The sequence below is a fragment of the Streptomyces sp. ID05-26A genome (assembly GCF_033794685.1).
Classification (GTDB): Bacteria; Actinomycetota; Actinomycetes; order Mycobacteriales; family Pseudonocardiaceae; genus Lentzea.
The window spans coordinates 1,968,217-1,992,290 of the sequence record NZ_JARAYZ010000002.1 but is presented as its reverse complement, the minus strand read 5'-3'; the positions used below and the strand labels follow the sequence as shown (position 1 = coordinate 1,992,290).

Below are 24,074 nucleotides of genomic sequence, written 5' to 3'. Positions count from 1 at the left end.
TTAGCGGGGTGTCCATGCGGGCGAAAGTCTTGACGGTGGTCGCCGCACTCGTCGGTGCGGCACTGGTCAGCGGTCCGTTCGCGTGGGCGGAACCCGAGCCGTACCTGGTCGGCCGGGGCATCTCCGACGTCACCGGCCCGGCCGCCGAGAACGGCATGATGGGCTACTCGAAGTTCGACCAGAAGACGACGGGCATCCACCAGCGGCTGCGGTCGCGGGCCTACGTCGTGGTCGACCGGTCCACGAACAAGCGCGTCGCGTACGTGAACGCCGACCTCGCGATGATCTTCCGCGCGGTCCAGGAGGGCGTGCTCACCAAGCTGCAGGCCAAGTACGGCAGCACCTACACGCGCGAGAACCTGCTGCTCTCCGCCACGCACACGCACAGCGGTCCCGGCGGCCAGTCGCACAACCTGGCCTACAACCTGTCGATCCTCGGCATGCAGCCGCAGGCGCTCGCGGCCGTGGTCGACGGCATCACCGAGTCGGTCGTCAAGGCGCACGACGACGTGAAGCCCGGTTCGATCAGCCTCGGCGTCGGCGAGCTCACGAACGCGTCGGTCAACCGGTCGCGCGTCGCGTTCGACCGCAATCCCGACAAGGGCGCGTTCCCCGCAGGCATCGACCCGCAGATGACCGTGCTGAAGTTCAGCCAGGGCGGCCAGCGGGTCGGCGCCATCAGCTGGTTCGCCACGCACAACACGTCGATCACCAACGCCAACACGCTGATCAGCCCCGACAACAAGGGGTACGCGGCGTACCAGTGGGAGCACGACGACGAGGGCGTGCGGTACCTGGACAACACCGCGGGCTTCGTGGCGGCGTTCCCGAACACCAACGCGGGCGACATGTCGCCGAACCTCAACCTCAAGCCCGGCTCCGGCCCCACCGAGAACGAGTTCGAGAACGCCCGCATCATCGGCGAGCGCCAGAACCGCAAGGCGCAGGAGGTCTACAACGGCCCGCAGTCGGCGATGTCCGGCGGCGTCGACTCGCGCATGCGGTTCGTGGACATGTCGGCCGTGCGGGTCGAGGGCCGCTTCACCGACACCGGTCAGCCCGGCACCACCTGCTCCGGTGTCGTCGGCGCGTCGACCATCGCGGGCAGCATCGAGGACGGTCCGGCCATCCCCGGCTTCTCCGAGGGCATGCAGTCGCCGTGGAAGAAGCTCTTCGACCCGTTGCAGATGGAGGTTCCGCAGTGGCTGCGGGACTGCCAGTTCCCCAAGGCCTCCCTGGTGCCGACGGGTCTGATCGGCGCGACCCCGAACGTCGTGCCGCTGCAGATCGTCCGCATCGGCCAGTTGCACCTCGTCGCGGTGCCCGGTGAGGTCACGATCACCGCGGGCCTGCGCATCCGCAAGGCCGTCGCCGCCGAGGCCGGTGTGCCGCTGCGGAACGTGCTGATCCAGGGCTACGCCAACGACTACAGCCAGTACGTCACCACGCCGGAGGAGTACGACTCGCAGCAGTACGAGGGCGGCTCCACCCTGTTCGGCCGCAACACGACCCCGGCCTACCAGCAGGAGTTCGCGAAGCTGGCCGCGTCGATGAAGGCCGGCAGCGCGCTGCCCGCCGGCCCGAACCCCGGCAAGCCCCCGTTCACCGAGATCAACCTGCAGACCGGTGTCGTGCTCGACGACAAGCCCGCGGACAAGAAGTACGGCGACGTGCTGATCGCGCCCAAGGCCACCTACGGGCGCGGCGAGACGGTGACGTCCGTGTTCGTCACCGGCCACCCGAAGAACAACCTGCACCGCAACCACACCTTCCTGGAGGTGCAGCGGCAGGTGAACGGCGCCTGGGTGCGCGTGGCCGACGACGGTGACTGGTCGACGCGCTACAAGTGGGAACGGGTCGGCATCGCCTTCTCCAACGCCACGATCACCTGGCAGATCCCGGCGGACACCCCCGCCGGCACCTACCGGATCGTGCACCACGGCGACGAGAAGAGCGGCTGGACCGGCAAGATCACCGGCTTCACCGGAGCGACCGGCGGTTTCACGGTGGCGTGACGTTCTTCTGGCGACGGCCCTCGTCTTCGGACGGGGGCCGTCGTTATTCCCGGCGCCGATGAGGCCGTGATTACGTTGTGCACGATTTAATCGCGCACTAGCTTTATGGCATCACCCCGGAACGCCAGGAGGAAGCCATGAAGCGCCCCGTACTCGAACCCGCCGCCGCCGAGTTCGCCGCCGCGACCGCCCAGCCGCCGTTCCTGTTCGACCTCGCCCCCGAGGAGGGCCGCAAGGCCGTCGACGAGGTGCAGTCGGGTGACGTGGCCAAGCCCGAGGTCGACGAGGAGTGGGTCTCGTTGGACGGGTTCAAGGTCCGCGTGGTGAAGCCCGCCGGTGCTGCCGAGCAGCTTCCCGTGATCCTCTACATCCACGGCGCCGGTTGGGTGTTCGGCAACGCCCACACCCACGACCGCCTGGTCCGCGAACTCGCCGTCGGTGCTCAGGCGGCCGTCGTCTTCCCCGACTACTCGCTCTCGCCCGAGGCCCGCTACCCGGTCGCGATCGACCAGAACTACGCCACCGCGCAGTGGATCCAGGCCTCCGGCGCCTCCCACGGCCTCGACGTCACCCGCGTCGCGGTCGCCGGTGACTCGGTCGGCGGCAACATGGCGGCCGCGCTGACGTTGCAGGCCAAGGAACGCGGCGACGTCGACCTCAAGGCCCAGGTCCTCTTCTACCCGGTCACCGACGCGTCCTTCGACACCGACTCGTACCTGCAGTTCGCCGAGGGCTACTTCCTGCGCCGCGACGGCATGCAGTGGTTCTGGGACCAGTACACGACGAACCCGGTCGAGCGCGCCGAGATCACCGCCTCACCCTTGCGCGCCACCTTGGAACAGCTCCAAGGTCTGCCGCAGGCACTCGTGATCACCGCCGAGGCCGATGTCCTGCGTGACGAGGGCGAGGCCTACGCCGACAAGCTCCGCCAGGCCGGTGTGCCCGTCACGGCCGTGCGGTACGCGGGTGCGATCCACGACTTCGTGATGCTGAACGCGTTGCGGGGCACGCATGCCGCTGAGGCCGCGATCAACCAGGCCGTGGCGTTCCTCCGCGAGGCCCTGAAGAAGTAAGCAGGCGTTGACCGGCCCCGTTCCTCGGTGGAGCGGGGCCGAACTAGGCCAGGACGAGGTACGCCACCAGTGCCACCACGGCGATGAGCAGCGCGAGCACGGCCACCACGAGCAGAACCCGTGACCACCGCGTTCCGCCCTGCTCCTCCCGGTGGGGCGCACTGCTCGTGGGAGCGGGGAACCGGCCCGTCGACTCGGGGTTGTGGTTGATCATGCCTCGGCTGACCACCGGCCACGGCGTCTCGCCGGGACCGGCGGTCTCGTCAGGTTTCTCGGCCATCACGGCCACCCCTTCAGCTGAGCGAGCTGCACGCACCACGCCGCCACCTCGACGAGCAGGAGCACGAGGCCCGCCACGAAGCACCACTGCAGCTTGCGGAGCTTCTTCTCGTTGGCGTCCAGCCACTGTTCGAAGTCGGTCGCCAGGTGCCGGCGCATCGAGTCCAGGTCGTGGCCCAGGTCGACGGCGTCCAGCAGCCGTGACGCGCTGGACAGGAAGGTCCACCGCCAGACCGGCGCGCAGACCACCAGGGCCAGCCCGAGGACACCCGTCATCGCCACGATCGCGACCACCGTCGCCGCACCCCAGCGGGGGCTCTGCAGCACGGTGCCGACGAACGACGAACTGACGAGTGCCGCGCCCGCGGTCAGCAGCGTGACCCGCGAGCGGAGGTTGTCGAGCGCACCGTGCTGGTAGCTCAGAGCCCGCAACGACTCCGAGAACACCAGCTCGAGCCGTCTGTCCGGCTCTCCGCTCTCCACGTGCCCATCATCCGCCGATCGGCGCAGGCCAGCGTGGCCCGAACGGGTGGAGTCAGCCGCGCTGGGTCTTCGTGACGTGGAACGGCGTGCCCTGCTGGCACGTCGTCATCGCACCGGGATCGGGCCGCCCGGTCACCTCCACCACGGCACCGGCCACCGCGATCGCGGGGTCGGCGCCGAGCAGCAGGTACTGCGCGACCTCGTTGCTCAGCAGCGTGCACCCCGACTCGGCCCCGGCCGACACCGTGCCCCGCACGACCGTCGTCCCCGGCTCCAGCGCCCGCGACGGCGTCGGCAGCGTGGGAACAGGCGGCGTGGGCAGTGGTGTCGACGACGGTGGCAGCGGAGCGGGGATGCTCGGCGTGGACGTGTCGGTGGTGGGTGTGCTCGACGCCGGAACCTGGGCTGGTGGCACCTGGCCGCACGAAGCGAGCACCAGGCACAACAGCACGGCCGCTAAACCGCGCATCTCACGTCACCTCCGATGGACCACGGCGACCGGGCACGGCGCGTGGTGGAGCACAGCGTGGCTCACTGAACCCAGGATCGCACGTGTCACGGCGCCACGGCCGTGACTTCCGACCGCGATCAGGGCCGCGCCGTCGGCCGCCTGGAGCAACGCGCGGGCGGGAGCGTCGAACGCGACCTCCTGCGCCACGTGCACCTCGGGATGGCGGGCCTGGAACGGTGCGAGCTGCTCTTCGAGCAGTTTCGAGAGGTCCGCGCGGACGTGGTCGAAGTCCTGCTCGGGCAGTTCGGCCCAGCCGACGTCGTTCCACGCGTGGATGGCCAGCAGGTCACGGCCGTGGCGGGCGGCGTACTCGAACGCGAACGCGATCGCGTCCGTGGAGGTCTCGGAGCCGTCGATGCCGACGACCACGCGGCCGTCGACCGGGCCCGACCGCGTCACGATCACCGGGCGTCCGCCGCTCGACACGAGCTCGACGGCCGTGGAGCCCAGGAACATCTCCGCGATGCCGGTGCGGCCGGACGAGCCGAGCACGAGCAGGTCTCCGGGTTCGGCGGCGAGGACGTCGACCGGGCGGCCGATCCGGACGTGCGTGGCCAGTTCGAGGTCCGGCCAGCCCTGCCTGATCTCGGCGGCCAGTTCGGCGAGGTGGTCCTCGGCGGCCCTGGACATCGTCTCCTCGGTGACGAACTCCGGCACCGGGATGGACATCGGCGTGAACACCGGTTCGGGCAGGGGAGCGCGCACGGCGTGCACGACCCGCAAGGTCGCGCCACAACGGGAAGCTTCCTCGGCACCGAACAGCACCGCGCGCCTGGCCAGGTCGGAACCGTCGAACCCGACAACGACCGTAGACATGAAAACCACCTCCGACCGAGTGGTACCCGATCGGAGGTGGCTTCAAATGTGATCTAGTTGATGACGAACTGCGAACCCGGCTCGATCGTGATGTCGCCATCGCGCGAGTTGGTGATCGTGACGTTCGTCAGCCGCGCCGAACCGCGGGCCTGGGCCATCGCGAGGATGCCCGAGCCGTTGTTCGACTTGTCGATCCGGACGTTGGTGATCTGCACGTCCGGCATGCCGCTGCCGCCGCCCTTGAACTGGATCCCGTCGTAGGTGGAGTCGAGGATCTCGGTGTCGCGGATGACGACGCCGGGGATCGGCAGGTTCTGCGAGAACAGCGTGATGGCGCCGAACTCCTGCGCCTCACCCCAGAACGCGCCGCCCGTGCGGTGCAGGGCGTTGTTGGCGAGCGTCGTGGTGCCGCCGAACGGCAGCGGGTCGTGGTCGGTCGCCAGCATGATGCCCGGGTAGTTGGCCGTGTCGGAGATGATGTTGTTCTCCGCGCGGTTGTTCGACCCGCCGTAGATCGCGATTCCGTTGGCACGCCAGGGGAGTGCGATCGTGTTGTTGAGGAACGCGTTGCCGCTGCCGACGTCCACGTTCTGGTCCTTCACGTACTTCGACGCCCACACCGCCAGCGCGTCGTCGCCCGTGGTGCGGAACGACGAGTTGAACACCGTGGAGTTGCGCGTGCCGTTGGCGAAGTTGATGCCGTCGGCGTACGTGTTGCGGATGCGCATGCCGGTGAACTGCAGGCCGTCACCGGGGTTCCAGCGGTCCGGCAGGTTGGTGTAGTCGCGGCCGACCCAGGCACCGACGTTGGCGTGCTCGATCCACACGTTGGTGATCTTGGTGTTCTTGCCGAACCGGCCGGTCAGGCCGACACCGCCCTCCGCGTTGCCGTCACCGCCGCGGATCCGGCCGGATCCGAAGATCGCGAAGTCGGACAGCTGCGTGTTGTCGTCGATGTCGAACCCGAAGTTGCCCTCGTGCGGGTGGTTGATCGTGCCGGCGTCCTGCGGCTGCGTGAGCGAGAACAGCTGCGAGTGCCACATGCCCGCGCCGCGGACCGTGACGTTGCGGATGCCGACCTGGTTGTACTGACCGGAGTTGAACAGCGTCAGGATCTTCTTCTCCTGGCGGAACCTGCCCTCCGGGATCCAGACGCAGGGGATCTCCCCGTTCTGGTCGGCCGTCACGGCACGCTGCAAGGCGTCCGCGTCGTCCGTCTGGTCGTTCGGCGTGGCACCGTACTGCGTGATCGAGACGCAGTCCGCGGGCTTCGCGGCGGCCGGGGCGACCTGCTCCAGGTCGACCAGGTCGATGACGTAGAACTGGGCGTTGTCACCGGAGTCGCGCTGCAGCTTGAACTTCGTGCCGGCGGGGTAGCTGTTCGCCAGCAGCTGCGAGGTCTCGTCGAACAGCCTGCGGGCGTCGCCGCCGGGACGGTTCGTGAGGCCCTCGGGGTCGTCGGTCGTGCCGTAGAGCCAGCTGTGGCGCGACGACAGGGTCAGCTTCTGCACGAACTGGTCGTTGGCGTAGAGGCTGATCGTCGCGTCCTGGCCACCTCCCGCGGCGGCGTCCGGGACCGAGTTGCGCACGACGATCGAGTTGGTGCTCACCGTCGAGGTGATCTCCACGAACTGGCCCTGCGAGTCGAGGCGCACCGACTTGCGGCCCGAGGACTCGGACCCGAAGTTGGTGTGCCCGAACGTGCGCTCGGCGTCGGCCTGCAGCAGCGTGCCCTGGTAGCGGCCCGCTTCCGCCTCGTAGGAGGTGAACGGCGTCGAAGCGCCGCGTCCGACCACAATGGACTGGGTGGCGGTGTTGTTGGTCTCGTTGGTCTCCGCCACGACGTTGGTCGCGTCCGCCGTCGCGGTGGCCGTGGCGCCGCCGTTCGTGGCGGTCCAGGTGCCGACGTTGACCGTCACGGTCTGACCGGCGTTGATCGCGGAAGTGTTGGCGTTCAACGTGCTGCCGCCGACGGACACGCGGGTCACCGAGGCGCCCGCCGCCGACGTGCCGCGGTTGTTGACCGACACGGCGAACGTCACCTGCTGGCCCGCCGCCGGGGACGACGGGTTCGGCGTGACGCCGGTGATCTGCAGGTCCGGTCCCGGTGCCTGGCCGACGACCAGGGCGGAGCCGGAGGTGAAGGTGTTGTTGCCCTCGTTGGTCTCCGCGACCTGGTTGGCCGGGTCCACCGTGGCCGCGGCCGCGTAGGACCCGGCGCCACGACGGCCCGCGTCGACGGTGACGGTGGCCGTGGCTCCAGGAGTGAGCGCACCGACGGCGGCGCTGCCCGCGACGGTGCCGCCGAGCGTGGCGTTCAGCGTCGTCGCGCCGGACGCGACGGTGCCGCCGTTGCGCACGGTGGCGGTGAGCCTGATCGTGTCGGCCTCACTGGGGCTGGCCGGCGTCCACGTCAGGTTCGTGACCGTCAGATCAGGTGCGGGAGCCGAAGCGCCGAACACCTGGAACTCGGCGACCTGGCCGCCGGGCGCGCCGGTGTTCGAGTAGAAGTGCAGCCGCACGTCCGACGCGCGGCCGGAGACCGGGATCGTGACGCTGTTGCCGGTGGCCGGGTCGAACCGGTAGTCGGCGCGTGCCTTCAGGGTGCCGAACGCGGAAGCGCTCGCCTCTCGTCCGAGCACCTCGAAGTTCTGGGTGCGGGCACCCCACGCGTTGTCGGGGTTCAGCTTGACGACGACCGAGGTGACGTCCGCGTTCGAGCCCAGCTTCGCGGTCAGGTGACCGGGAAGGCCGTTGGACTCCCAGTACGTGCCGGTGTTGCCGTCAACGGCGTTGGCGGGCACGAAGTTGTGCACGTGCCCGGACTCCTCGACCGGCTTGCCCGCCGCCAGGTTGTCGCCAGGGGGCGGCGGGTCGACCGGACCGGACTCGCCGTGCACCTCGAGCTCGCTGAGCTGGGCCGCGGACCAGCCGGTGTTCGCGGTGACCGTGACGCGCACGTACCTCGTGCTGGTCGCCGCGAAGTCCAGCGTCACCGTGTTGTTCGAACCGGGGGAGAAGACCCTGGCACCGGAGCCGACGATGTCGCTGAACTGCGACCCGTTCGCACTCCCTTGCACGGCAAGCGTTTGCGTGCGCTGCTCCCAGTTCGAGGGCAGGCGCAGCACGACCTTGCTGACGCTCTTCGCGGCGCCGAGGTCGGCCTGGAGCCACTGGGGGAACGCGCCGTTCGTGCTCTCCCAGTAGCTGCCCTGGTTGCCGTCACCGGCGTTGCCGGCGCCGTACGGGCCGTTGGAGCTGGACGCGGTCAGGTTCGCGGACAGCCGGACGACCGCTGCTCCTGCCGTGGGTGTCAGTCCGAACAGTGCGAGGGCGCTGACGAGCGCAGCACTCATCGCACGCTTCAATAGCGTGTTCTTCATTGAATTGTCCTTCGCGGCAGGGAATCAGTTGACGTTGATCGTGAAGGTGGACGTCGTGTTCTTGATGTCCTGGAAGTTGTTGCTGAACCGCAGGCCGTTGATCGTCACGGAACCCACGGGCGGACCCTGGTTCGGTTCGGGCATCTCGTTGGCCCACAACCCGAAACCGGACTTGGCGTCGAACGCGTCGCCGCTCTTGCGCGCGCCCGAGATGCTCACGTTGGACAGCACCGTGTCCTGGAAGCTGTTCTCGGCCGCACCGTTGTACTTGGTCTGGAACATGATTCCGCTGTACGTCGGATCGATGATCTCGACGTCGTTCACCCGGATCCCCGTGTACTTCTTGGACGCGGAGAACATCCAGATCGCGCCGAACGTCTGCGCGCCCCAGAAGTGGCCGCCGGAGCGCACCAGGGTGAGGCCGCTGAACGTCGTCGGTTCGGGCCCGAAGTCCTCCATCGGGTAACCGAAGTCGAGCGAGCTGATCGTGACGGCGGAGTAGGTGAGCGTGTCGGCGATGTAGATGTTGCGGAACGTGTTGAGCTTGCCGCCGTAGACCGCGAGACCCGCAGCACGCCACGGAGTCAGCACGCTCAGGTTCTCGAAGACGTTGTTCTGCTGGCCGCTGCCGCCGTTGTCGGTGGCGGCGAACAACGCGAACGCGTCGTCCCCGGTCGTGCGGGCCTCGATGTTCGAGATCCGGTTGCCCGACGAGCCGTTCGTCATGTTGAGGCCGTCCGCGTACAGGTTGCGGATGCGGTTGTCCCTGATGACGTTGTTGTCGACGTTGTTGCCCCAGAACAGGCACATCATGTGCTCGACCCAGATGTTCTCGATGGTCATGTTCTGGACGCCGGCGAAGTCGAACACCTTGCCCGGCCCGTCGTTGCGCTGCGTGTAGTTGCCGAACACGGCGAACCCGCTGAACGTCGATCCGCTCGCGGACGACTGCGCGCTGAAGCCGATGTCGGTGTTCTCCTGCGTGAGCGGGGCCTGGAACCGGGTGAACCAGGGGCCGGCGCCGACCACCCGGATCGCCTTGCCGTAGACGTTGAACTTCTGCGCCGTCTCATAGGTGCCCGCGGGCAGGTAGACGCCGGTCAGGTTCCCGGTGGTGTCCATCCGGACGCGGTCGAGCGCGTTCTGCACGTCCTGGTGGGTGAACCCGGCGGGCACGGCATAACGTGCCGCGTCAGGGTTTCCGGCCGCCGTCACCTGTTCGAAGTTCACGAAGTCGATCGCGTAGTTCGTGGTGTTGGCCGCGTCCTTCTGCAGCTTGATCTTCGTGCCCGCCGGGAACGTCGAGTTGAGCATCACGTTCGCCTCGTCGTAGATGTGGCGCGGCCCGCCCGCTCCCGGCGAGTTGCCCGGGGACGCTTCGTTGCCGTACTGCCACATGTACTTCGACGTCAGGTCGATGGCCTTGTGGAACGTGCCGTTGACGTAGACGTTGAGGTTGCTGGTGATGCCGCCGCCACCGGAGCTGTCCGGGATGGAGAACCGGGTGACGAGCGTGTTGGTCGGCCCCGAGGTGGTGAACTCGACCGACTGGCCGGTGCCGTTCAGCGTGACGGCACGACGGCCGGACGCCTCACCGGCGAGGTCGCCGATCGTCCTGTTCGGGCTGAGGACCTGGGCGCCGCCGCCGGCGGTCGCGTCCTCGGCCTCGACGTGCTGCCACGGGACGCTGGCGCCGCGGCCGATGAACAGCGACTGCTCGCTGGTGTTGTTGCCCTGCTTGGCAGGGATCTCGTTGCCATCGTTGGCGATGGTCGTGCGGACGGTGTAGCGGCCGTCGGCGGCGGGCCACGTGCCGAGGTTGACCGCGGCGGTCGTGGCGCCGGCGTTGATCGTGCCGTTGTGGCTGCCGGTCAGCGTGCGGACGGTCTGGCCACTGCTGTTCAGGATCGTGACCGTGATGCCGTGGGCGCCCGCTGCTGAAGCGATGCTGCCCTGGTTCTTGATCGCGACGCTGAACGTCGTGGTCTGGCCGTTGGCCGGGTTGCTGGGCGACCAGGAGCCGGCGGCGACCAGATCGGAGCTCGCGACCGGGGAGACGACGAGCGGGGACGGGTGCAGGCGGGCGTTGTTGGTCTCGTCCTGCTCCGCGACCTTCTTGGTCTCGTCGACCTTCGCGGTGTAGGAGTAGGAACCCTCCGGACGCGCGGAGACCGTCGTGCTCACGTTCGCCTGCGCACCGGCCGCGAGGGCACCGACGTTCGCGGTGCCTACGGCCGTGGTGCCGAGGAAGAACGTCAGGTCAGTCGCGATGCTCGCCGCCGTGCCCGCGTTGCGGACGGTGGCGTTCAACGTGATCTGGTCGGTCTCGACGGGGCTCGCCGGCGTGAACGACGTCGCGGTGACGGTGAGGTCGGGGTTCGGGGCAGGGGTGCCGAACACCTGGATCTCCGCGACCTGCGTGCCGGGCGCGCCGGTGTTGGACGTGCCGCGCACCTGGAGGTCGGCGACGCGTCCGGAGGCGTTGATGGTGACGCTGTTGCCGGTCGCCGGGTCGAAGCGGTAGTCGCGTCCGGCGACGAGGCTCGTGAAGGCGGTGGCGTTCTGCTCGCGGCCCAGCACCTCGATGTTCTGGGTGCGGGCGCCCCAGGCGTTGTCGGGGTTGAGCTTGAGCGCGACCGAGCTGACGTCGGCGTTGGATCCCAGTTGGACGGTCAGCGTGCCGGGTTGGCCGTTGGATTCCCAGTAGGTCTGCACGTTGCCGTCGTTGGCGTTGGCGGCGACGAAGTTGTGCACGTTGTTGTTCGCCGTGACGGGCTTGCCCTGCGCCAGGTTCGTGCCGGTCGCGCCTTCGCGGGTGACGGTGTTGCTGGCGGGGGACTGGTTTCCGGCCGCGTCCTTGGCGATCACGTGGTAGCTGACGCGGGTGCCGTCGGGCTGGCTGTCGGTGTGAGTCGTGCCGGTCACCGTGGTGCGCAGGCTGCCGTTGGCGTAGACGTCGTAGCCGGTGACACCGGTGTTGTCGGTGCTCGCGTTCCAGGTCAGCCGGATCTGCCCGGACTGGGGCTGGGTGAACGCGAGGCCCGTCGGAGCGCTGGGGGCCTGGTTGTCACCTCCGGTGGGGCCCTGCACCTCGAACTCGCTGATCTGGCCCGCCGGCCAGCCGGTGTTCGCGGTGATCCGCAGCCGCACGTACCGCGTGGTGGCGGCGGTGAAGTCGATGGTGACGGTGCTGTTGGACGCGGGGTTGAACTCGTAACCCCTGCTGGCCACCAGATCCGTGAAGTTGCTGCCGTCGGTGCTGCCCTGGACCGAGAGGGTCTGGGTACGGGCGCCCCAGCCACCGGTGGGGAGCTTCAGCACGACGCGGTCGGCCTTGACCGCCGAGCCCAGGTCGGCCTGGATCCACTGCGGGAACGCGTTGTTCGCGCTCTCCCAGTACGTGCCTTGGTTGCCGTCGCCCGCGTTGCCGGGACCGTAGTTCTGGCTGACGCTGCTGGCGCTGTAGGTGGCCTGCAACTGGGCGCTGACAGCAGCTTCGCGGACCTCGAGCTTCGCCGTCGTCTTGGTGGCGCGGACGTGCCGGACCAGCGTCGGGTCGACCTGGAACGTCACCTTGCCGTTGCTGAAGTCGTGTGGCCGGTCCGCGACCAGCGTCGACCAGCCTCTGCCGTCGAGGCTGGTCTGGACGGCGAACGTCTCGGTGCTGTTCTTCGAGGCCGTGAGCGTGACCTGATCGATGCGGGTCTGCTTCGCCAGGTCGAGGCTGACGGGCGCGGCGTGGGCGACAGGGGCGATGGTCAGGGTCGCCGCTGCGGTGATCAAGGCGGTTAGCGGGGCTAGCAGGGAGCGAGCGCGTGTCGTCGGTGACATGGCGTGCTTGGCCCTTCTCGGTGGGGACGCGAGGGGGTGTGGCGCGCCTCACCGTAGAAGTGACTAGCAGATTACCGCAATATCTCGACGTGATTGCGCAAATTTGCGACATAGCGCTCTGAACAGGAAAGACCAGTGTTCGTCAGCGTGTCCGAACAGTCTCGCAGGGTGCGCAAGGGCGATCACCAGCGGCTGGACGGACGGCTTTGTCACAGGTTCGGGCCCGAACCGGCCGGGAAAATTGATTTGGTGCCCACCCTCGCGCTTGCGTCGGCTTGCTCGGAGCTTGCCGCGTTTGCGTAAGGTTTGCGCAATTCTCACAGCTTCGCGAACAACCTTCTGGCACGGTTCAGCAGATCCAGCCTGTGCTCACGCTGCCGCAGCGAGTGCCCCTCGCCGGGATACACGACCAGTTCGGAGTGCTGCACCGCCCGGTGCAGGAGCTCGGCTTGCTCCACCGGCACGTTGGTGTCGTCCGCGCCGTGCACGATCAACATCGGCGTGGTGATCCGGTCCGCGTACGTGAGCGGGCTGTGCTCCGCGCTGTCGCCCAGCGCCGCCTCGAACGCACCCCACTCGCCGGTGGCGATCAGGCGTGGCCAGTCCGAGATGCCGCCGCCGACCAGGGCCGCCTTGAACCGGTTCGTCCGCGTCGTCGCCCACGCCGCCATGAACCCGCCGTGGCTCCAGCCGGAGATGCCGAGCCGTTCGGGGTCGGCGACCCCCTCGGCGATGAGCAGGTCGATGCCGGCCTCGACGTCGTGCCACTCCTCCTGCCCGACCCTGCCGGACACGGCGTGGGCGAACTCGTGGCCGCGGCCCTGCCCGCCCCTGGGGTTGGGGAGGAAGGTCGCGATGCCCTGGTGCGCGAACCACTGGGCCGACGGCACCCAGTGCAGCTGCAGGTCGTCGGTCCAGCGGTCGTACGGCCCGCCGTGCACCAGCGTGACGAGACGAGACGGTCCGTCTCGTTCGGACCAGCCGACGGGCAGGACGAGCAGACCGTCGAGCTCGAGGCCGTCGCGGGCCCGGTAGCGGAGGCGTTTCTGCACACCCCAGGCGATGCCGTCGAGGTCGCGGTAGCGGGGCGGGAGGTGCGAGCCGGTGACGTGGCCCAGGAGGCCGCCGCCGAGCCGGTGGAACTCGGTGTCGAGCCCGGTCGCGACCACCACGACCGGAGCCTGGCCGTCGTCCTGCACGAGATCGATCGGGCAGGCGCTCATGCCCTCGGTGAGGTTGCGGTGCCGCTGGTCGAAGACGGCGTTGCCGCCCTGCAGGTGCGGCGGAGTCAGCGCCAGGTAGCACACCTCGTCGCCCCACCACACTGGCGAACCGGCGTCCGCGGCCGTGGCTCCGAGGTCGACGACGGTCCCGTCGGTCTCCACGACGTGCAGCGCGGGCTCGAGCAGACCGGGGTCGATCTTCGGCGACGACCAGGTGATCACCGCGAGCCGGCCGTCCGGATGCCGCGCGACCTCGGCGACGTGACGGCCGGGGATGCTCACCCCGGTGGGAGCGGGCTTGACCGGCGGCGGTGAGTGGGCGGCGGTGATCTCGTCGGTCAGTTCGCGCACCCGGTCTCCTTCGGCTGAACTCCGCTGGGGTCACCAGGTTCGCGCGATCACCGGGCGCGCCGCAACGCCGCGCGCTCCTCCGCCTCGTGGGCTCGGGAGCGCGCGGCCGCCTTTCTCAGCGGAGCAGGTACGCGTTGACGATCGTCTGCTCCACGGTCTGGCCGCTGCCGGACGCCTTGGCGCGCAGGGAGACCGACTTGGCGTCCTTCGGGTGGGCCAGCAGCACGCGGTTCGCGGTGATCTGCGTGCGCTTCCACGTGGTGCCGCCGTCGTAGGAGACCTCGACGGACGTCACGCGGACCGAACCCGTCTGCGACTGCGTGGAGATCGGCACCGAGAGCATCTGGCCGGCGCGGGCGTGGCCGTTGTCGTCCAGCTGCGGGGTGAAGCGGACGACGGACAGCGGCAGCGCGGTCCGCTCGGCCGTCGTGTCGCTGCGGAACGTCCACACGCCGGACACCTTGGGGCTCAAGGTGGTGTCGCGCGTCGCCGAGGTCTCCAGACGGTAGTTCGCGGCACCTGGTGCGACGTCGAGCATCGCCCAGCCCGGCTCGTCCGTCTCGACGGCCTTCACGCCGTCGCGGTAGAGCGCGGTGCGAGCCTCGGTCACGGGGCCGTAGCCCTCGTTGCCCGCGCTGTCGCCGAACAGCGGCACGGTGACGCGGACGAAGTCGCCGGTGCGGAACGAGTGCGGCACGTCGCGCGCCTCGGGCAGTGCCGGGCCGAACACCGCGCGGTTGAACGGTTCCACGTAGGTGCAGCCCGGCTTGTAGTGGCGCAGCGGGGTGACGAGCGCGCCGATGTTGCCCGTCTCGTCGAACAGGTTGAACCTGCGCGACCAGTCACCGCCCTCGCCGCCGTAGTACTCCGTGCGCGGGCCCGTGGCGAAGTTGTCGAGCGACCCGTAACCCCAGTCGGCGCGGCCCGCGGGGGACGACGTGTGACCGATCGAGGCGGACTGGCCCGCCTTCAGCGCGGGCATGTCGACCTTGACCGTGGCGAGGTCCTTCCTCGCGACGGTCTTCGTCAGGCCCGAGGGCGCGGATCCCTTGCGGTACCAGGCGAGTCCGTAGAAGTCCGGGCCCGCGTTCCAGAACGTCGCGATCTTGCCGGTCACCTCGTTCGAGTCGGGGCCGATGCTCGCCACGCCGAGGTGGTCGACGACACCGCCGACCGAGAAGTTGCCGATGGTGTAACGGGTGTCGCCGACGACGCGTTCGAAACCGGTCTGCAGCAACGAGAGCTGTGCGGCGACCGGCAGCGTCACCTGCACCGGCTTGGCCTGGCGGGCGTCGAGGTCGATCGTCACCGGTCCGGAGACCGTCAGGTTCGGGTAGTTGACGACGTCGTGGGTGTAGCCGCCGGACGACGACATCACGCTGCCCGACAGGATGTACCGGCCCTTGGCTAGACGTGCCACACCGGTCGTGGTGTCCGGCCAGGCGCGGGCGCCGGTGTCGACGTTGATCAGGTACGCGAACGTCGACGCCGTGGTGACGCCGGACCGCTCGATCCCGGTGATCTTGACGTCGTAGCTCTCGACCTCCAGGTCGGCGACGACGGCCGTGCGCACACCGCTCGCGACGATCGAGCCGCCGAACACACCACCCGCGGGCTGCTTCGCCACGTCCGCGGTGACCGTGGCCTTGGCGGTGCCGCCCGCGGGAACCGCGAGCTTCGCCGGGGACACGCTGAACAGGCTGCCGTCGGTCTCGGCCGACAGGTCGAGCGTGACGGGCTCGGAGCCCGCGTTGGAGTAGGTGATCTCCCGCGTCAGCGCGGGTTCACCGGTGTGCGGCCACTGGTGCGCGCCGAAGGTGATGCTCGTCGGGCTCGACGTCACGTTCTGCTTGATGAGCTTGGCGACGTCCACGCGTCCGGTGCCCTGCTCGAACGGCGTGAGCTTCGCGGTCGGCGTGGTGGTGCCGGTGAGCCGTGCTTTGAGGGCGGCGCCGGTCAGTTCCGGGTGCTGCTGGCGCAGCAGAGCCGCCGCGCCCGCGACGTGCGGGGTCGCCATCGAGGTGCCGTCGAGCGACGTGTAGCCCTCGGCCACCGGAGCGCCGATCCTGCCGTCGGAGTGCAGCGCGGCGACGATGCCGACACCGGGCGCGGTGAGGTCGGGCTTGAGACTGCCGGACGACGTCGGGCCGCGGCTCGAGAACTCGGCGATCTGGTCCCGGTCGTCCACCGCGCCCACGGTCAGGGCCGCGTCGGCGGTGCCGGGCGACCCGATCGTGCGGGCGCCGGGGCCGGAGTTGCCGGCGGCGATCACGAACAGCGCGCCCTTGTCCGCGGTGAGGCGGTTGACCGTCTCCTCGAGGGGGTCCACCTCGGGGGTGTCGTAGCCCCCCAGGCTCAGGTTGACGATCTGGGCTCCCTGCTCGACGGCCCACTCCATCCCGGCGATGATCGCGCTGTCCTGCCCGGAACCGTTGTCGCCCAGCACCTTCACGTCGAGGATGCTCGCGTCCGGCGCGACGCCGCGGTACTTGCCGCCGCTCTTCGCGCCGGTGCCCGCGACGATCGACGCGACGTGCGTGCCGTGGCCGTAGTGGTCGCCGTTGTCGGGGGAGTTCGAGAAGTTGCGCTCGCCGATCTCGCGGTCGGTGAGGTCCGGGTGGGTGTTGTCGACGCCGGTGTCGAGCACGGCGACCGTGACGCCCTTGCCGGTGAGACCCGCGGCGTAGGCGGCGGGGGCGTTGATCTGGGCGACGCTGCGGTCGAGGTTCGCCTTGCGCCTGGCGTCGAGCCAGATCTTCTTCGCGCCAGTGGTGGACAGCGTGCCGGCGAGCGGGGTCTTGGCCGCGTCGAACGCCACGCCGTTGATGCTGCGCAGCTGGAGGCCGGACTGCGCGCTCAGGGTGCCCTGGGGGTAGGTCGCGATGACCGGGAGGGCGCCGTCGTACGTCGCGAGCTCGGTGACGTCGAAGAGGCGCTCGTCGAGGCGGCCGTCCGCGATCATCGGGATGGCGTCGTGCGGCACCACGTACTCATGGCCCTGCACGGTGTAGGTGGAGAACAGGACGCGCTCACGTCCGGGTGCCGGTTTGATCGCTCTTTGTCCTGTCAGGACCTGATCACCGGTGATCAGCGTGACGGTGGGGGCCGTTCTCTGCGGGGGAGAGGCATGAGCCTGGCCCGCCGAGAGCAGGGCACCGGCCAGGACGACGACTCCGAGTAGGCGCACCCGGTCCTCCGTAGGTCGTGTGGGAGCGTTCTCACGGACCGTAGTGAGGCGCTCACCCCGTCACAAGGTCTACACCAATTTCCGGTACCATTTAGTCTTCCTGCTGTGACGGGCCTGCGTGAACGCAAGAAGGCGGCGACCAGGGAAGCACTGGGTGACGCCGCTTCGAGTCTGTGCGTGGAGCACGGCCTCGACCGGGTGACGGTGGATCAGATCGCGCGCGCGGCCGGGGTGTCGCTGCGGACGTTCTTCAACTACTTCTCCTCCAAGGAGGAAGCGGTCGTCGCCGGGGACACGGCGACGGCGCTCGCGTTCGTGGAGGAGTTCGCCGCACGGCCCGCGGGCGAACCGGTGCTGGTCGCCCTGCGCGAGGCCCTGCAGTCGATCTACCCGCGCTACGTCGACCTCGACCGGCTCCGGCACCTGCGCGAGCTCCGGCGGGACCCGGCGATGCTGCCGCACGTGTTCGCCGCCTACTCCGCCCGCGAGCAGGCGCTGGCGGCGGCGATCGCGGTGCGCTGCGGAGTGGACCCCCTGGTGGACCCCTATCCGGCGGTGACGGCGTCGACGATCCTCGCGTCGATGCGCGCCGTCGTGCAGTGGTGGCTCGACACACCCCAGGCCACCGAGAGGTTCGACGTCACCGAGCTGGTCGGCCGGATGATCGACCAGCTCGGAGACGGCTTCACCAGGTGACGGGCAGCTCGTGCACGCCGTAGATCGACATGTCGGTCCGCAGCGGCACCTCGGCGGCCGGCACGGCGAGCTTCAGCGTCGGCAGCCGGCGCAGCAGCTCGGTGAAACCGACCGCCATCTCCACGCGCGCCAGCTGCTGGCCGAGGCACTGGTGGATGCCGTGCCCGAACGCCACGTGGTGCCCGCGCGGCCGGTCGACCAGCAACGCCTGCGGGTCGTCGTACTGCCTGTCGTCGCGGTTGACCGCGGGCACCGACACCACCACGGTCTCGCCGGCGCGCACGGTGACGCCGCCGATCTCGACGTCCTCCTTGGCGTGGCGTGAGACGCCCATGCTGATGATCGACAGGTAACGCAGCAGCTCCTCGACCGCGTTCTCGATCAGCTCGGGGTTGTCGTGGAGCTTCTGGAACTGGTCCGGGTGCTCCAGCAACGCGAACGTGCCGAGCGCGAGCATGTTCGCCGTCGTCTCGTGACCCGCGATGAGCAGCAGGTTCGCGATGCCGGTGAGCTCGTTGTCGTCGAGGTCGGTGTCGCTGATCAGTCCGGACAGCAGGTCGTCGCCGGGGCTCCGCCGCTTGGCTTCGACCAGTCCCCGCATGAACAGGCGCAGCTCGACGGTGTTCTTGATCTGCTCGTCGATCGTCGTGTTGAGGCTGAGCAGCTTGGACGTGCGGCGCTGGAACTCGTCGCGGTCGCCGTAGTCGACCCCCAGCAGTTCGCAGATCACGAGCGACGGCACCGGCAGCGCGAAGTCGTGCACGAGGTCGGCCGGCGGCCCCTTCTCGATCATCGCGTCGAGCTGGGTGGTGACGATCTCGTGGATGCGCGGCGTCAGGTCCCGCATCCGGCGCACGGTGAACTGCCCGGTGAGCAGCCGCCGGAAGCGGGTGTGCTCGGGCGCGTCCATGAAGATGAACGACCCGGCCTGGCGCTCCGGCGGGAACAGCTCCGCGTGCAACTCGGGCGAGATCAGCGCCCTGGCCCGCGGGCTGTTGATCCGGTCCGAGCTCATCTGCGGCGCGGCGAGCACCGCACGCGCCTCGTCGTGCCCGGTGACGAGCCAGACGGTGTCGCCGTTGTGCTCGATCCGGTGGATCCGCCCGCGCCCGCTCAACTCGGTCAGCCCGGTGGCCGGGTCGAACGGGCACTTCCCGCGTTCGCTGAGTTCAGCGGGCAACTGCGGGCGGATGAGCTCCTGCGCGCTGCGCTGCCGCTCGGCCGTGGTCATGGCCCTCCCCTGTCTGACCCGCTGTGATCGGGTCGTGGCTCGGCGTCATACCCACGCTACCGAAACTTGCGCGTTGTGCAAGATTTTTAACCGGTCTTTGGGTTCTGTGTCGAAGTCCGGCTCGATGAGGGTCGCCTCGGGCCCGGCTGTCTCGGATCGGACTTCGGCACACCTAGACCGCGAACACCTGCGAGTCGTCCGCGAAGGCCTTGAACTCGAGCGCGTTGCCCGCCGGGTCCAGCAGGAACATCGTCCACTGCTCGCCGGCCTCGCCCTTGAACCGCACGTACGGCTCGATGACGAACTTCGTGCCGGCGCTCCGGAGCCTCTCGGCCAGCACCTGGAACTCGTCGACGGTCAGGACCAGGCCGAAGTGCGGGACGGGCACGTCGTGACCGTCGACCGGGTTGCTGACGCGCTCGGTCCTCGGCGCGAGGTGGGTGACGAACTGGTGGCCGTGCAGGTTCCAGTCGACCCAGGTGTCGGAGCTGCGGCCCTGCTCCAGGCCCAGCGTCTCGCCGTAGAAGCGGCGGGCGGCGGCGAGGTCGTCGACGGGCATGGCCAGGTGGAAGCGGGGGATGTTCGGCATGTAAGAATGTTAACATCACTACAAGATGTCGCTTGTTAACATAGGTCACATGACAGTGGGTCCGGCACGCCGACGAGGTCTGGGCGACGAGGTCGCGGACATGATCCGCGAGGCCATCTTCGACGGCGGCTACCCGCCCGGCAGCGCCCTGCGCGAGGTGGAGCTGTCCGAGGCGTTGCGGGTCTCGCGAGGCCCGGTCCGGGACGCGTTGCGCGTGCTCGAACACGAGGGCCTGGTGCGCGCCGAATGGCACCGGGGCGCCACGGTGGCCGTGCTGTCACTGCAGGACGTCGCCGAACTGGACAGCCTGCGCGGCGCACTGGAGGTCCTGGCCGTCCAGCGCGTGGTGGCGGCGAACGCGTCACTGGACCAGATCGCCGAGGCGGCGGCGGAGATGGACCGAGCCGCCACGCCGCACGAGATGGTGCGGTGCGACATCGCGTTCCACGACGCCGTGTACGCCGCCGCCGGGCACTCGCGGCTGACCCAGGCCTGGGAGGCGATCCGGTCGCAGGTGCACCTGTTCCTGATCACGCGGGTGCAGGTGAGCACGGACGGGTACCTGGAGCAGATCCGGGAGGAGCACCGGGACCTGGTGGCGGCACTGCGACTGGGGAACGCGGAAGGGGCGTTGAAGCTGTTCGCGGAGCACCGCAGGCACGCGTTCGACTTGCTCACCTCGGGTCCCTGACGGAGAACCTCCGGACACCCGACGAGACCGCCGGCGGAAACCGGCACTCCACATGCGGCACCACGAACGCTTCGACAGCGGCACAACGAACAGCCGCACGGAATGCTCACCCACACCAGCGTTCGCACCGCACGAACGCGTGGATTCGCTGGGCCGAAGAGGTGATCACCACCTCCGTTGGCCCGAACGGCCCCATACGCTCGCCGCCGTGGACCTGCACGCACTGAAGTACGAAGGCGACCCGCTCGCCGACGCCGTGATCGCGCACCTCATCGAGACCGGCAGCCTGAACGAGGTCAACCAGGTGCTCGCGGAGTTCCGCGGCAACGACGAAACCGTCCCGGCGCACCTGCCGCCCGTGGTCCGCGCCTACCTGGCCGCCACGGACGACCCGCCGGAGTGGATGGACGAGGAACGAGTCGCCCGCGCGCACGACTTCTTCGTCGACGACGGCGTGCACGTGGCGTCGGTGCTCAGCTTCGGCGCGATGGTCAACTGCTACGCGCAGCCCCGGCCGTCCAAAGTGCTCTCGCTCACGCACCGGCTCAACCAGCCGCACCGCCGGTTGTCGGAGACGTCGCAGTTCGTGCTGAACATGATGGAGCCCAACGCTTTCGGCACGGGCGGCTCGTTCGTGCCGACGATCCAGAAGACCCGGCTCATCCACGCGGCGGTGCGCTACTTCGTCGGCCACTCGCCCGACTGGGACCACGGCCAGGACGGCGTTCCGGTGTGCCAGCAGGACCTGCTGGGCGCGATGCTCATCTTCTCCGTGCAGGTGATCGACGGCATGCGCCGCATCGGTGTCTCCGTCACGGACACGGAGGCCGAGGACTACTACCACGTCTGGCGGGTCGCGGGCGCGGTGCTCGGCATCCGGGAGGACGTGATGCCGGAGACGGTGCGGGAAGCGGAAGAACTCAGCAACACCCTCGTGCGGGCGTCCTACGCGCCGTCGGCGGAGGGGGTCGAGCTGACCAGGAACCTCGTCGAGCTGTACGAGAAGTTCGTGCCCGGCAAGGCTTTCGACGGTGTGGTGGCGGCGATGGTGCGCCAGGTCGTCGACGAGGAGGTCGCGGACTGGCTGGAGGTCCCGCACTCGAAGGGCTGGACCAGGGCGGTCCGGACGGGGGCGAAGGTCATGCGGGTGTTCGAACGCGGCGAGGACCGCAGCCGGGTCGCCCGCGCTGTGCTCGACAAGGCGGGCGAGGTGTTGCTCGGCGCGAGCGTCCGCACGCTCACCGACGGCCAGCCGACCACCCTGACCGTGCCGGCCTGCCTCCGGCGTTAGAGCCAGCCGTGTTCGTGCGCCAGCGAGAACGCCTCGCTCCGGCTCCCCACGCCCAGCTTCGCGACTGCGGCGGACAGGTGGTTGCGCACGGTCCCGGCGGACAACGACGTGCGTGCCGCGATCTCGGCCACCGGGGTGCCGAACTCGCTGAGCCGCAACACTTCCAGCTCCCGCTGGGTGAGCGGGCACGGGGGAGCGGCGAGCGCGTCGGCGGCCAGGGCGGGGTCCACCCAGCGCGAGCCGGCGTGCACGCGGCGGATCACGTCGGCCAGCGTGCCGCCGGGTGATCCCTTGGGCAGGAACCCCTTCGCGCCCGCCTTCAGCGCCTGCTGCAGGTGCGGCGGCCGGCCCCGGCCGGTCAGGATCACCACCGCGCACGACGGCAGCACGCGCGCCAGCTCGGCGGTGACCTCCAGGCCGTCCAGTTCGGGCATCTGCAGGTCCACCACGGCCACGTCCGGGCGGTGCGCCCGCGCGGCCTCCACGGCGGCCCGGCCGTCACTCGCGCGGGCCACCACCTCGAGATCCGGCTCCAGCCCGAGGAGTGCCGCGAGCGCGTCGCGGATCAGCTCCTCGTCGTCGGCCAGCAGGACCCTGATCACGCGGGCACCACGACCTGCAGCGTGAACACGTCACCGGACTTCTCCACGGACACCTGACCGCCCACGGCCGCGAGCCGCTCACGCAGGCCGCGAAGCCCGTTGCCCTCGCCGGAAGGCTTCTCGGTGCCGTCGTTCGTGACGGTCATCCGCACCTCCTCCCCGGCGACAGCGACGTCGATCATGCACCACGTCGCGTGGCTGTGCCTCAGCACGTTGGTGCACGCCTCCCGCAACGCCAGCGCGAGCTGCGTGGCGCGCTCACCGTGCACCGGAACTTCCGTGACGGTGCAACGGATACCGGCTTCCTGCAACACGTTCCGCACGGCCTCAAGCTGCTCGGGCAGGTCCACCGCGCGATAACCGTGCACGGCGTCCCGCACTTCCTCCAACGCCGACGACGCCAGCCGTTGCGCCTCGAACGCCTCCGCGGCGGACCTCTCGGGATCGGTCGCCGCCAGCCGCCCGGCCAGTTCGGACTTCAGCGCGATCACCGTCAGCCGGTGCCCCAGCAGGTCGTGGACGTCCCGCGCGAACCGCAGCCGCTCCTCGCTCACCGCGAGCTCGGCCTGCGCCTCCCGCCCGGCCCGCGCCTGCCCGAGCAGCCCCGCGAACCACATCGGCAGCCCGGCCATCGCGATGATCGTCGCCCCGACCGACGCCGCGATCATCTGGTACGTCGTCTGGTCGCGGGTGACGAAGAACCCGACCAGTCCTGCGGTCACCACCGCGCCGATGGCCGCGAGCCACCGCCACGGCCCCGTCAGCAGCAACGGCGCGAACCCGGCCGCCGCCCCGCCGATCCACGCCCACGTCGACAGCTCGTCCGGCCCGACCGGCGCCACCAGCGGCATCGTCACCAGCACCGCGACCACGAGCACCCACAGCGGCCCGCCCCGCAACGTCACCGCGAACGCCACGGCCAGCACCAGCAGGCCCAGCACCCCGAGCCAGCGCAGCCCGGACGGCTCGCGCAGCACCGACACCAGCGGCACCACCAGCGCGCTCATCCAGAGCAGGTGGAGGGTGCCGCGCAGAGCGGTGTGCGGAAGATCGTTCATCGCCATCAGCCTAGAACCAGACCATCAGGATCGTCACGGCGATGACCAGGTCGAACACACCGCAGAACTCGGACCACCAGCGCGGCACGACGGCGTTGCGCACGTGGTGCACGAGATCCCAGACGGCATGCGCGCCCCACCCGAACGCGATCAGCCCCACCCCGGCATGGGGCGACACGAGGATCACCGCGCCGGCCAGCACCGCGTACAGGCCGAACACGACGAGCTGAACGCGCGGCGCCCGCCATCCCCACAACAGGTAGACCACCTGGCACACCAGCAGGGTCCACACGGGAGGCACGACCGGCGCCTGCCAGAAGTCGAACGTGACCGCGAGCGCGATCACCGCGGGCCAGCGATCACCCAGCGCCCGGACCACCGGGTTCGCGCTGGGAGTCCCGTGCCGATCATGCCGGTGCCGCACCAGGACGACGATCATCGCGGGAACCATCAGCAGGTGCCCGCCCGCCGAGACCGCGTCGCCGTCGAGCCACCCGAGCCAGTACGGCACCAGCAGCACGGCGTACGGGACGGCCATCGCCGCACACATCTCGACGATTCGGCCGTGGCCGCGATAGCGCATCCACAGCGCCATCGGCACGGACATCGAGACAGTCATCCACAGGGCGGCCACCTCGACCCGCTCCGGCGTCCACCAGGGCGCGATCAGGGCCATCCCGGCCAGCATCGCCACGAACATCTCCGCGCCGTGGCGGACCAGCGGCCGAACCGCCGGGGAATCCGTTGTCGTCATGCTTCGAGAA

18 protein-coding genes are annotated in these 24,074 nt (G+C 69.5%); 5 read left to right on the top strand and 13 right to left on the bottom strand.

Going from position 1 to position 24,074, the window contains the following annotated elements:
* The first annotated feature begins 14 nt into the window (after positions 1-14).
* Together PV646_RS24675 and PV646_RS24670 are read left to right on the top strand one after the other, a co-directional pair.
* Positions 15-2,015 carry a neutral/alkaline ceramidase gene (locus PV646_RS24675; protein WP_500344554.1) on the top strand — a complete coding sequence of 667 codons (2,001 nt, stop codon included), beginning with the start codon at positions 15-17 and terminating at the stop codon, positions 2,013-2,015.
* A gap of 137 nt (positions 2,016-2,152) precedes the next feature.
* Positions 2,153-3,088 carry an alpha/beta hydrolase gene (locus PV646_RS24670; protein ID WP_500344553.1) on the top strand — a complete coding sequence of 312 codons (936 nt, stop codon included), beginning with the start codon at positions 2,153-2,155 and terminating at the stop codon, positions 3,086-3,088.
* A 43-nt stretch (positions 3,089-3,131) separates the two neighbouring features.
* Here PV646_RS24670 and PV646_RS24665 read toward each other — a convergent pair whose 3' ends face one another.
* The 8 genes from PV646_RS24665 to PV646_RS24630 all read right to left on the bottom strand — a co-directional run bounded on the left by PV646_RS24665 (position 3,132) and on the right by PV646_RS24630 (position 17,152).
* On the bottom strand, positions 3,132-3,368 hold the full coding sequence (locus PV646_RS24665) for a hypothetical protein (protein WP_500344552.1): 237 nt from the start codon (positions 3,366-3,368) through the stop codon (positions 3,132-3,134).
* Positions 3,368-3,850, bottom strand: a complete 483-nt coding sequence (locus PV646_RS24660; protein ID WP_500344551.1) for a hypothetical protein — start codon at positions 3,848-3,850, stop codon at positions 3,368-3,370. The genes PV646_RS24665 and PV646_RS24660 overlap by 1 nt, the downstream gene beginning before the upstream one ends.
* A 52-nt stretch (positions 3,851-3,902) precedes the next feature.
* The gene (locus tag PV646_RS24655) at positions 3,903-4,319 is read right to left on the bottom strand and encodes a hypothetical protein (RefSeq protein ID WP_500344550.1); all 417 of its coding nucleotides are present in this window, start codon (positions 4,317-4,319) and stop codon (positions 3,903-3,905) included.
* A gap of 6 nt (positions 4,320-4,325) precedes the next feature.
* Positions 4,326-5,177, bottom strand: coding sequence for a universal stress protein (locus PV646_RS24650; protein ID WP_500344549.1), 852 nt, complete (start codon positions 5,175-5,177; stop codon positions 4,326-4,328).
* 53 nt (positions 5,178-5,230) lie between these two features.
* Positions 5,231-8,560, bottom strand: coding sequence for a CARDB domain-containing protein (locus tag PV646_RS24645; RefSeq protein ID WP_500344548.1), 3,330 nt, complete (start codon positions 8,558-8,560; stop codon positions 5,231-5,233).
* 24 nt (positions 8,561-8,584) lie between these two features.
* Positions 8,585-12,391: a discoidin domain-containing protein gene (locus PV646_RS24640; protein ID WP_500344547.1), complete on the bottom strand. Its 3,807-nt coding sequence runs from the start codon at positions 12,389-12,391 to the stop codon at positions 8,585-8,587.
* A gap of 317 nt (positions 12,392-12,708) precedes the next feature.
* Entirely contained in the window at positions 12,709-13,965 is a 1,257-nt protein-coding gene (locus PV646_RS24635) for an alpha/beta hydrolase family protein (RefSeq protein WP_500344546.1), read from the bottom strand.
* 115 nt (positions 13,966-14,080) lie between these two features.
* Positions 14,081-17,152 (bottom strand): S8 family peptidase, encoded by a 3,072-nt coding sequence (locus PV646_RS24630; protein WP_500344545.1) that lies wholly within the window; start codon positions 17,150-17,152, stop codon positions 14,081-14,083.
* A gap of 105 nt (positions 17,153-17,257) precedes the next feature.
* Here PV646_RS24630 and PV646_RS24625 point away from each other — a divergent pair, with 105 nt between their 5' ends.
* Positions 17,258-17,848 carry a TetR/AcrR family transcriptional regulator gene (locus PV646_RS24625; RefSeq protein WP_500344544.1) on the top strand — a complete coding sequence of 197 codons (591 nt, stop codon included), beginning with the start codon at positions 17,258-17,260 and terminating at the stop codon, positions 17,846-17,848.
* On the opposite strand, the gene PV646_RS24620 is transcribed toward PV646_RS24625, so the two are convergent.
* The gene (locus tag PV646_RS24620; protein WP_500344543.1) at positions 17,838-19,079 is read right to left on the bottom strand and encodes a cytochrome P450; all 1,242 of its coding nucleotides are present in this window, start codon (positions 19,077-19,079) and stop codon (positions 17,838-17,840) included. The genes PV646_RS24625 and PV646_RS24620 overlap by 11 nt on opposite strands.
* 172 nt (positions 19,080-19,251) lie before the next feature.
* Positions 19,252-19,668 carry a VOC family protein gene (locus tag PV646_RS24615; RefSeq protein WP_500344542.1) on the bottom strand — a complete coding sequence of 139 codons (417 nt, stop codon included), beginning with the start codon at positions 19,666-19,668 and terminating at the stop codon, positions 19,252-19,254.
* 49 nt (positions 19,669-19,717) lie between these two features.
* Between PV646_RS24615 and PV646_RS24610 the strand changes: the two genes are divergently transcribed.
* A complete protein-coding gene (locus tag PV646_RS24610) occupies positions 19,718-20,359 on the top strand; it encodes a GntR family transcriptional regulator (protein ID WP_500344541.1) in 642 nt (213 codons plus the stop codon).
* A gap of 208 nt (positions 20,360-20,567) precedes the next feature.
* Positions 20,568-21,650 (top strand): oxygenase MpaB family protein, encoded by a 1,083-nt coding sequence (locus tag PV646_RS24605; RefSeq protein WP_500344540.1) that lies wholly within the window; start codon positions 20,568-20,570, stop codon positions 21,648-21,650.
* Here PV646_RS24605 and PV646_RS24600 read toward each other — a convergent pair.
* Genes PV646_RS24600 through PV646_RS24590 form a run of 3 tightly spaced genes read right to left on the bottom strand, consistent with a single transcriptional unit; the run spans position 21,647 to position 24,064 of the window.
* Positions 21,647-22,252, bottom strand: a complete 606-nt coding sequence (locus tag PV646_RS24600) for a response regulator transcription factor (protein ID WP_500344539.1) — start codon at positions 22,250-22,252, stop codon at positions 21,647-21,649. The genes PV646_RS24605 and PV646_RS24600 overlap by 4 nt on opposite strands.
* The gene (locus PV646_RS24595) at positions 22,249-23,310 is read right to left on the bottom strand and encodes a sensor histidine kinase (protein ID WP_500344538.1); all 1,062 of its coding nucleotides are present in this window, start codon (positions 23,308-23,310) and stop codon (positions 22,249-22,251) included. The genes PV646_RS24600 and PV646_RS24595 overlap by 4 nt, the downstream gene beginning before the upstream one ends.
* 10 nt (positions 23,311-23,320) lie before the next feature.
* Positions 23,321-24,064 carry a hypothetical protein gene (locus PV646_RS24590; protein ID WP_500344537.1) on the bottom strand — a complete coding sequence of 248 codons (744 nt, stop codon included), beginning with the start codon at positions 24,062-24,064 and terminating at the stop codon, positions 23,321-23,323.
* Positions 24,065-24,074: the final 10 nt, after the last annotated feature.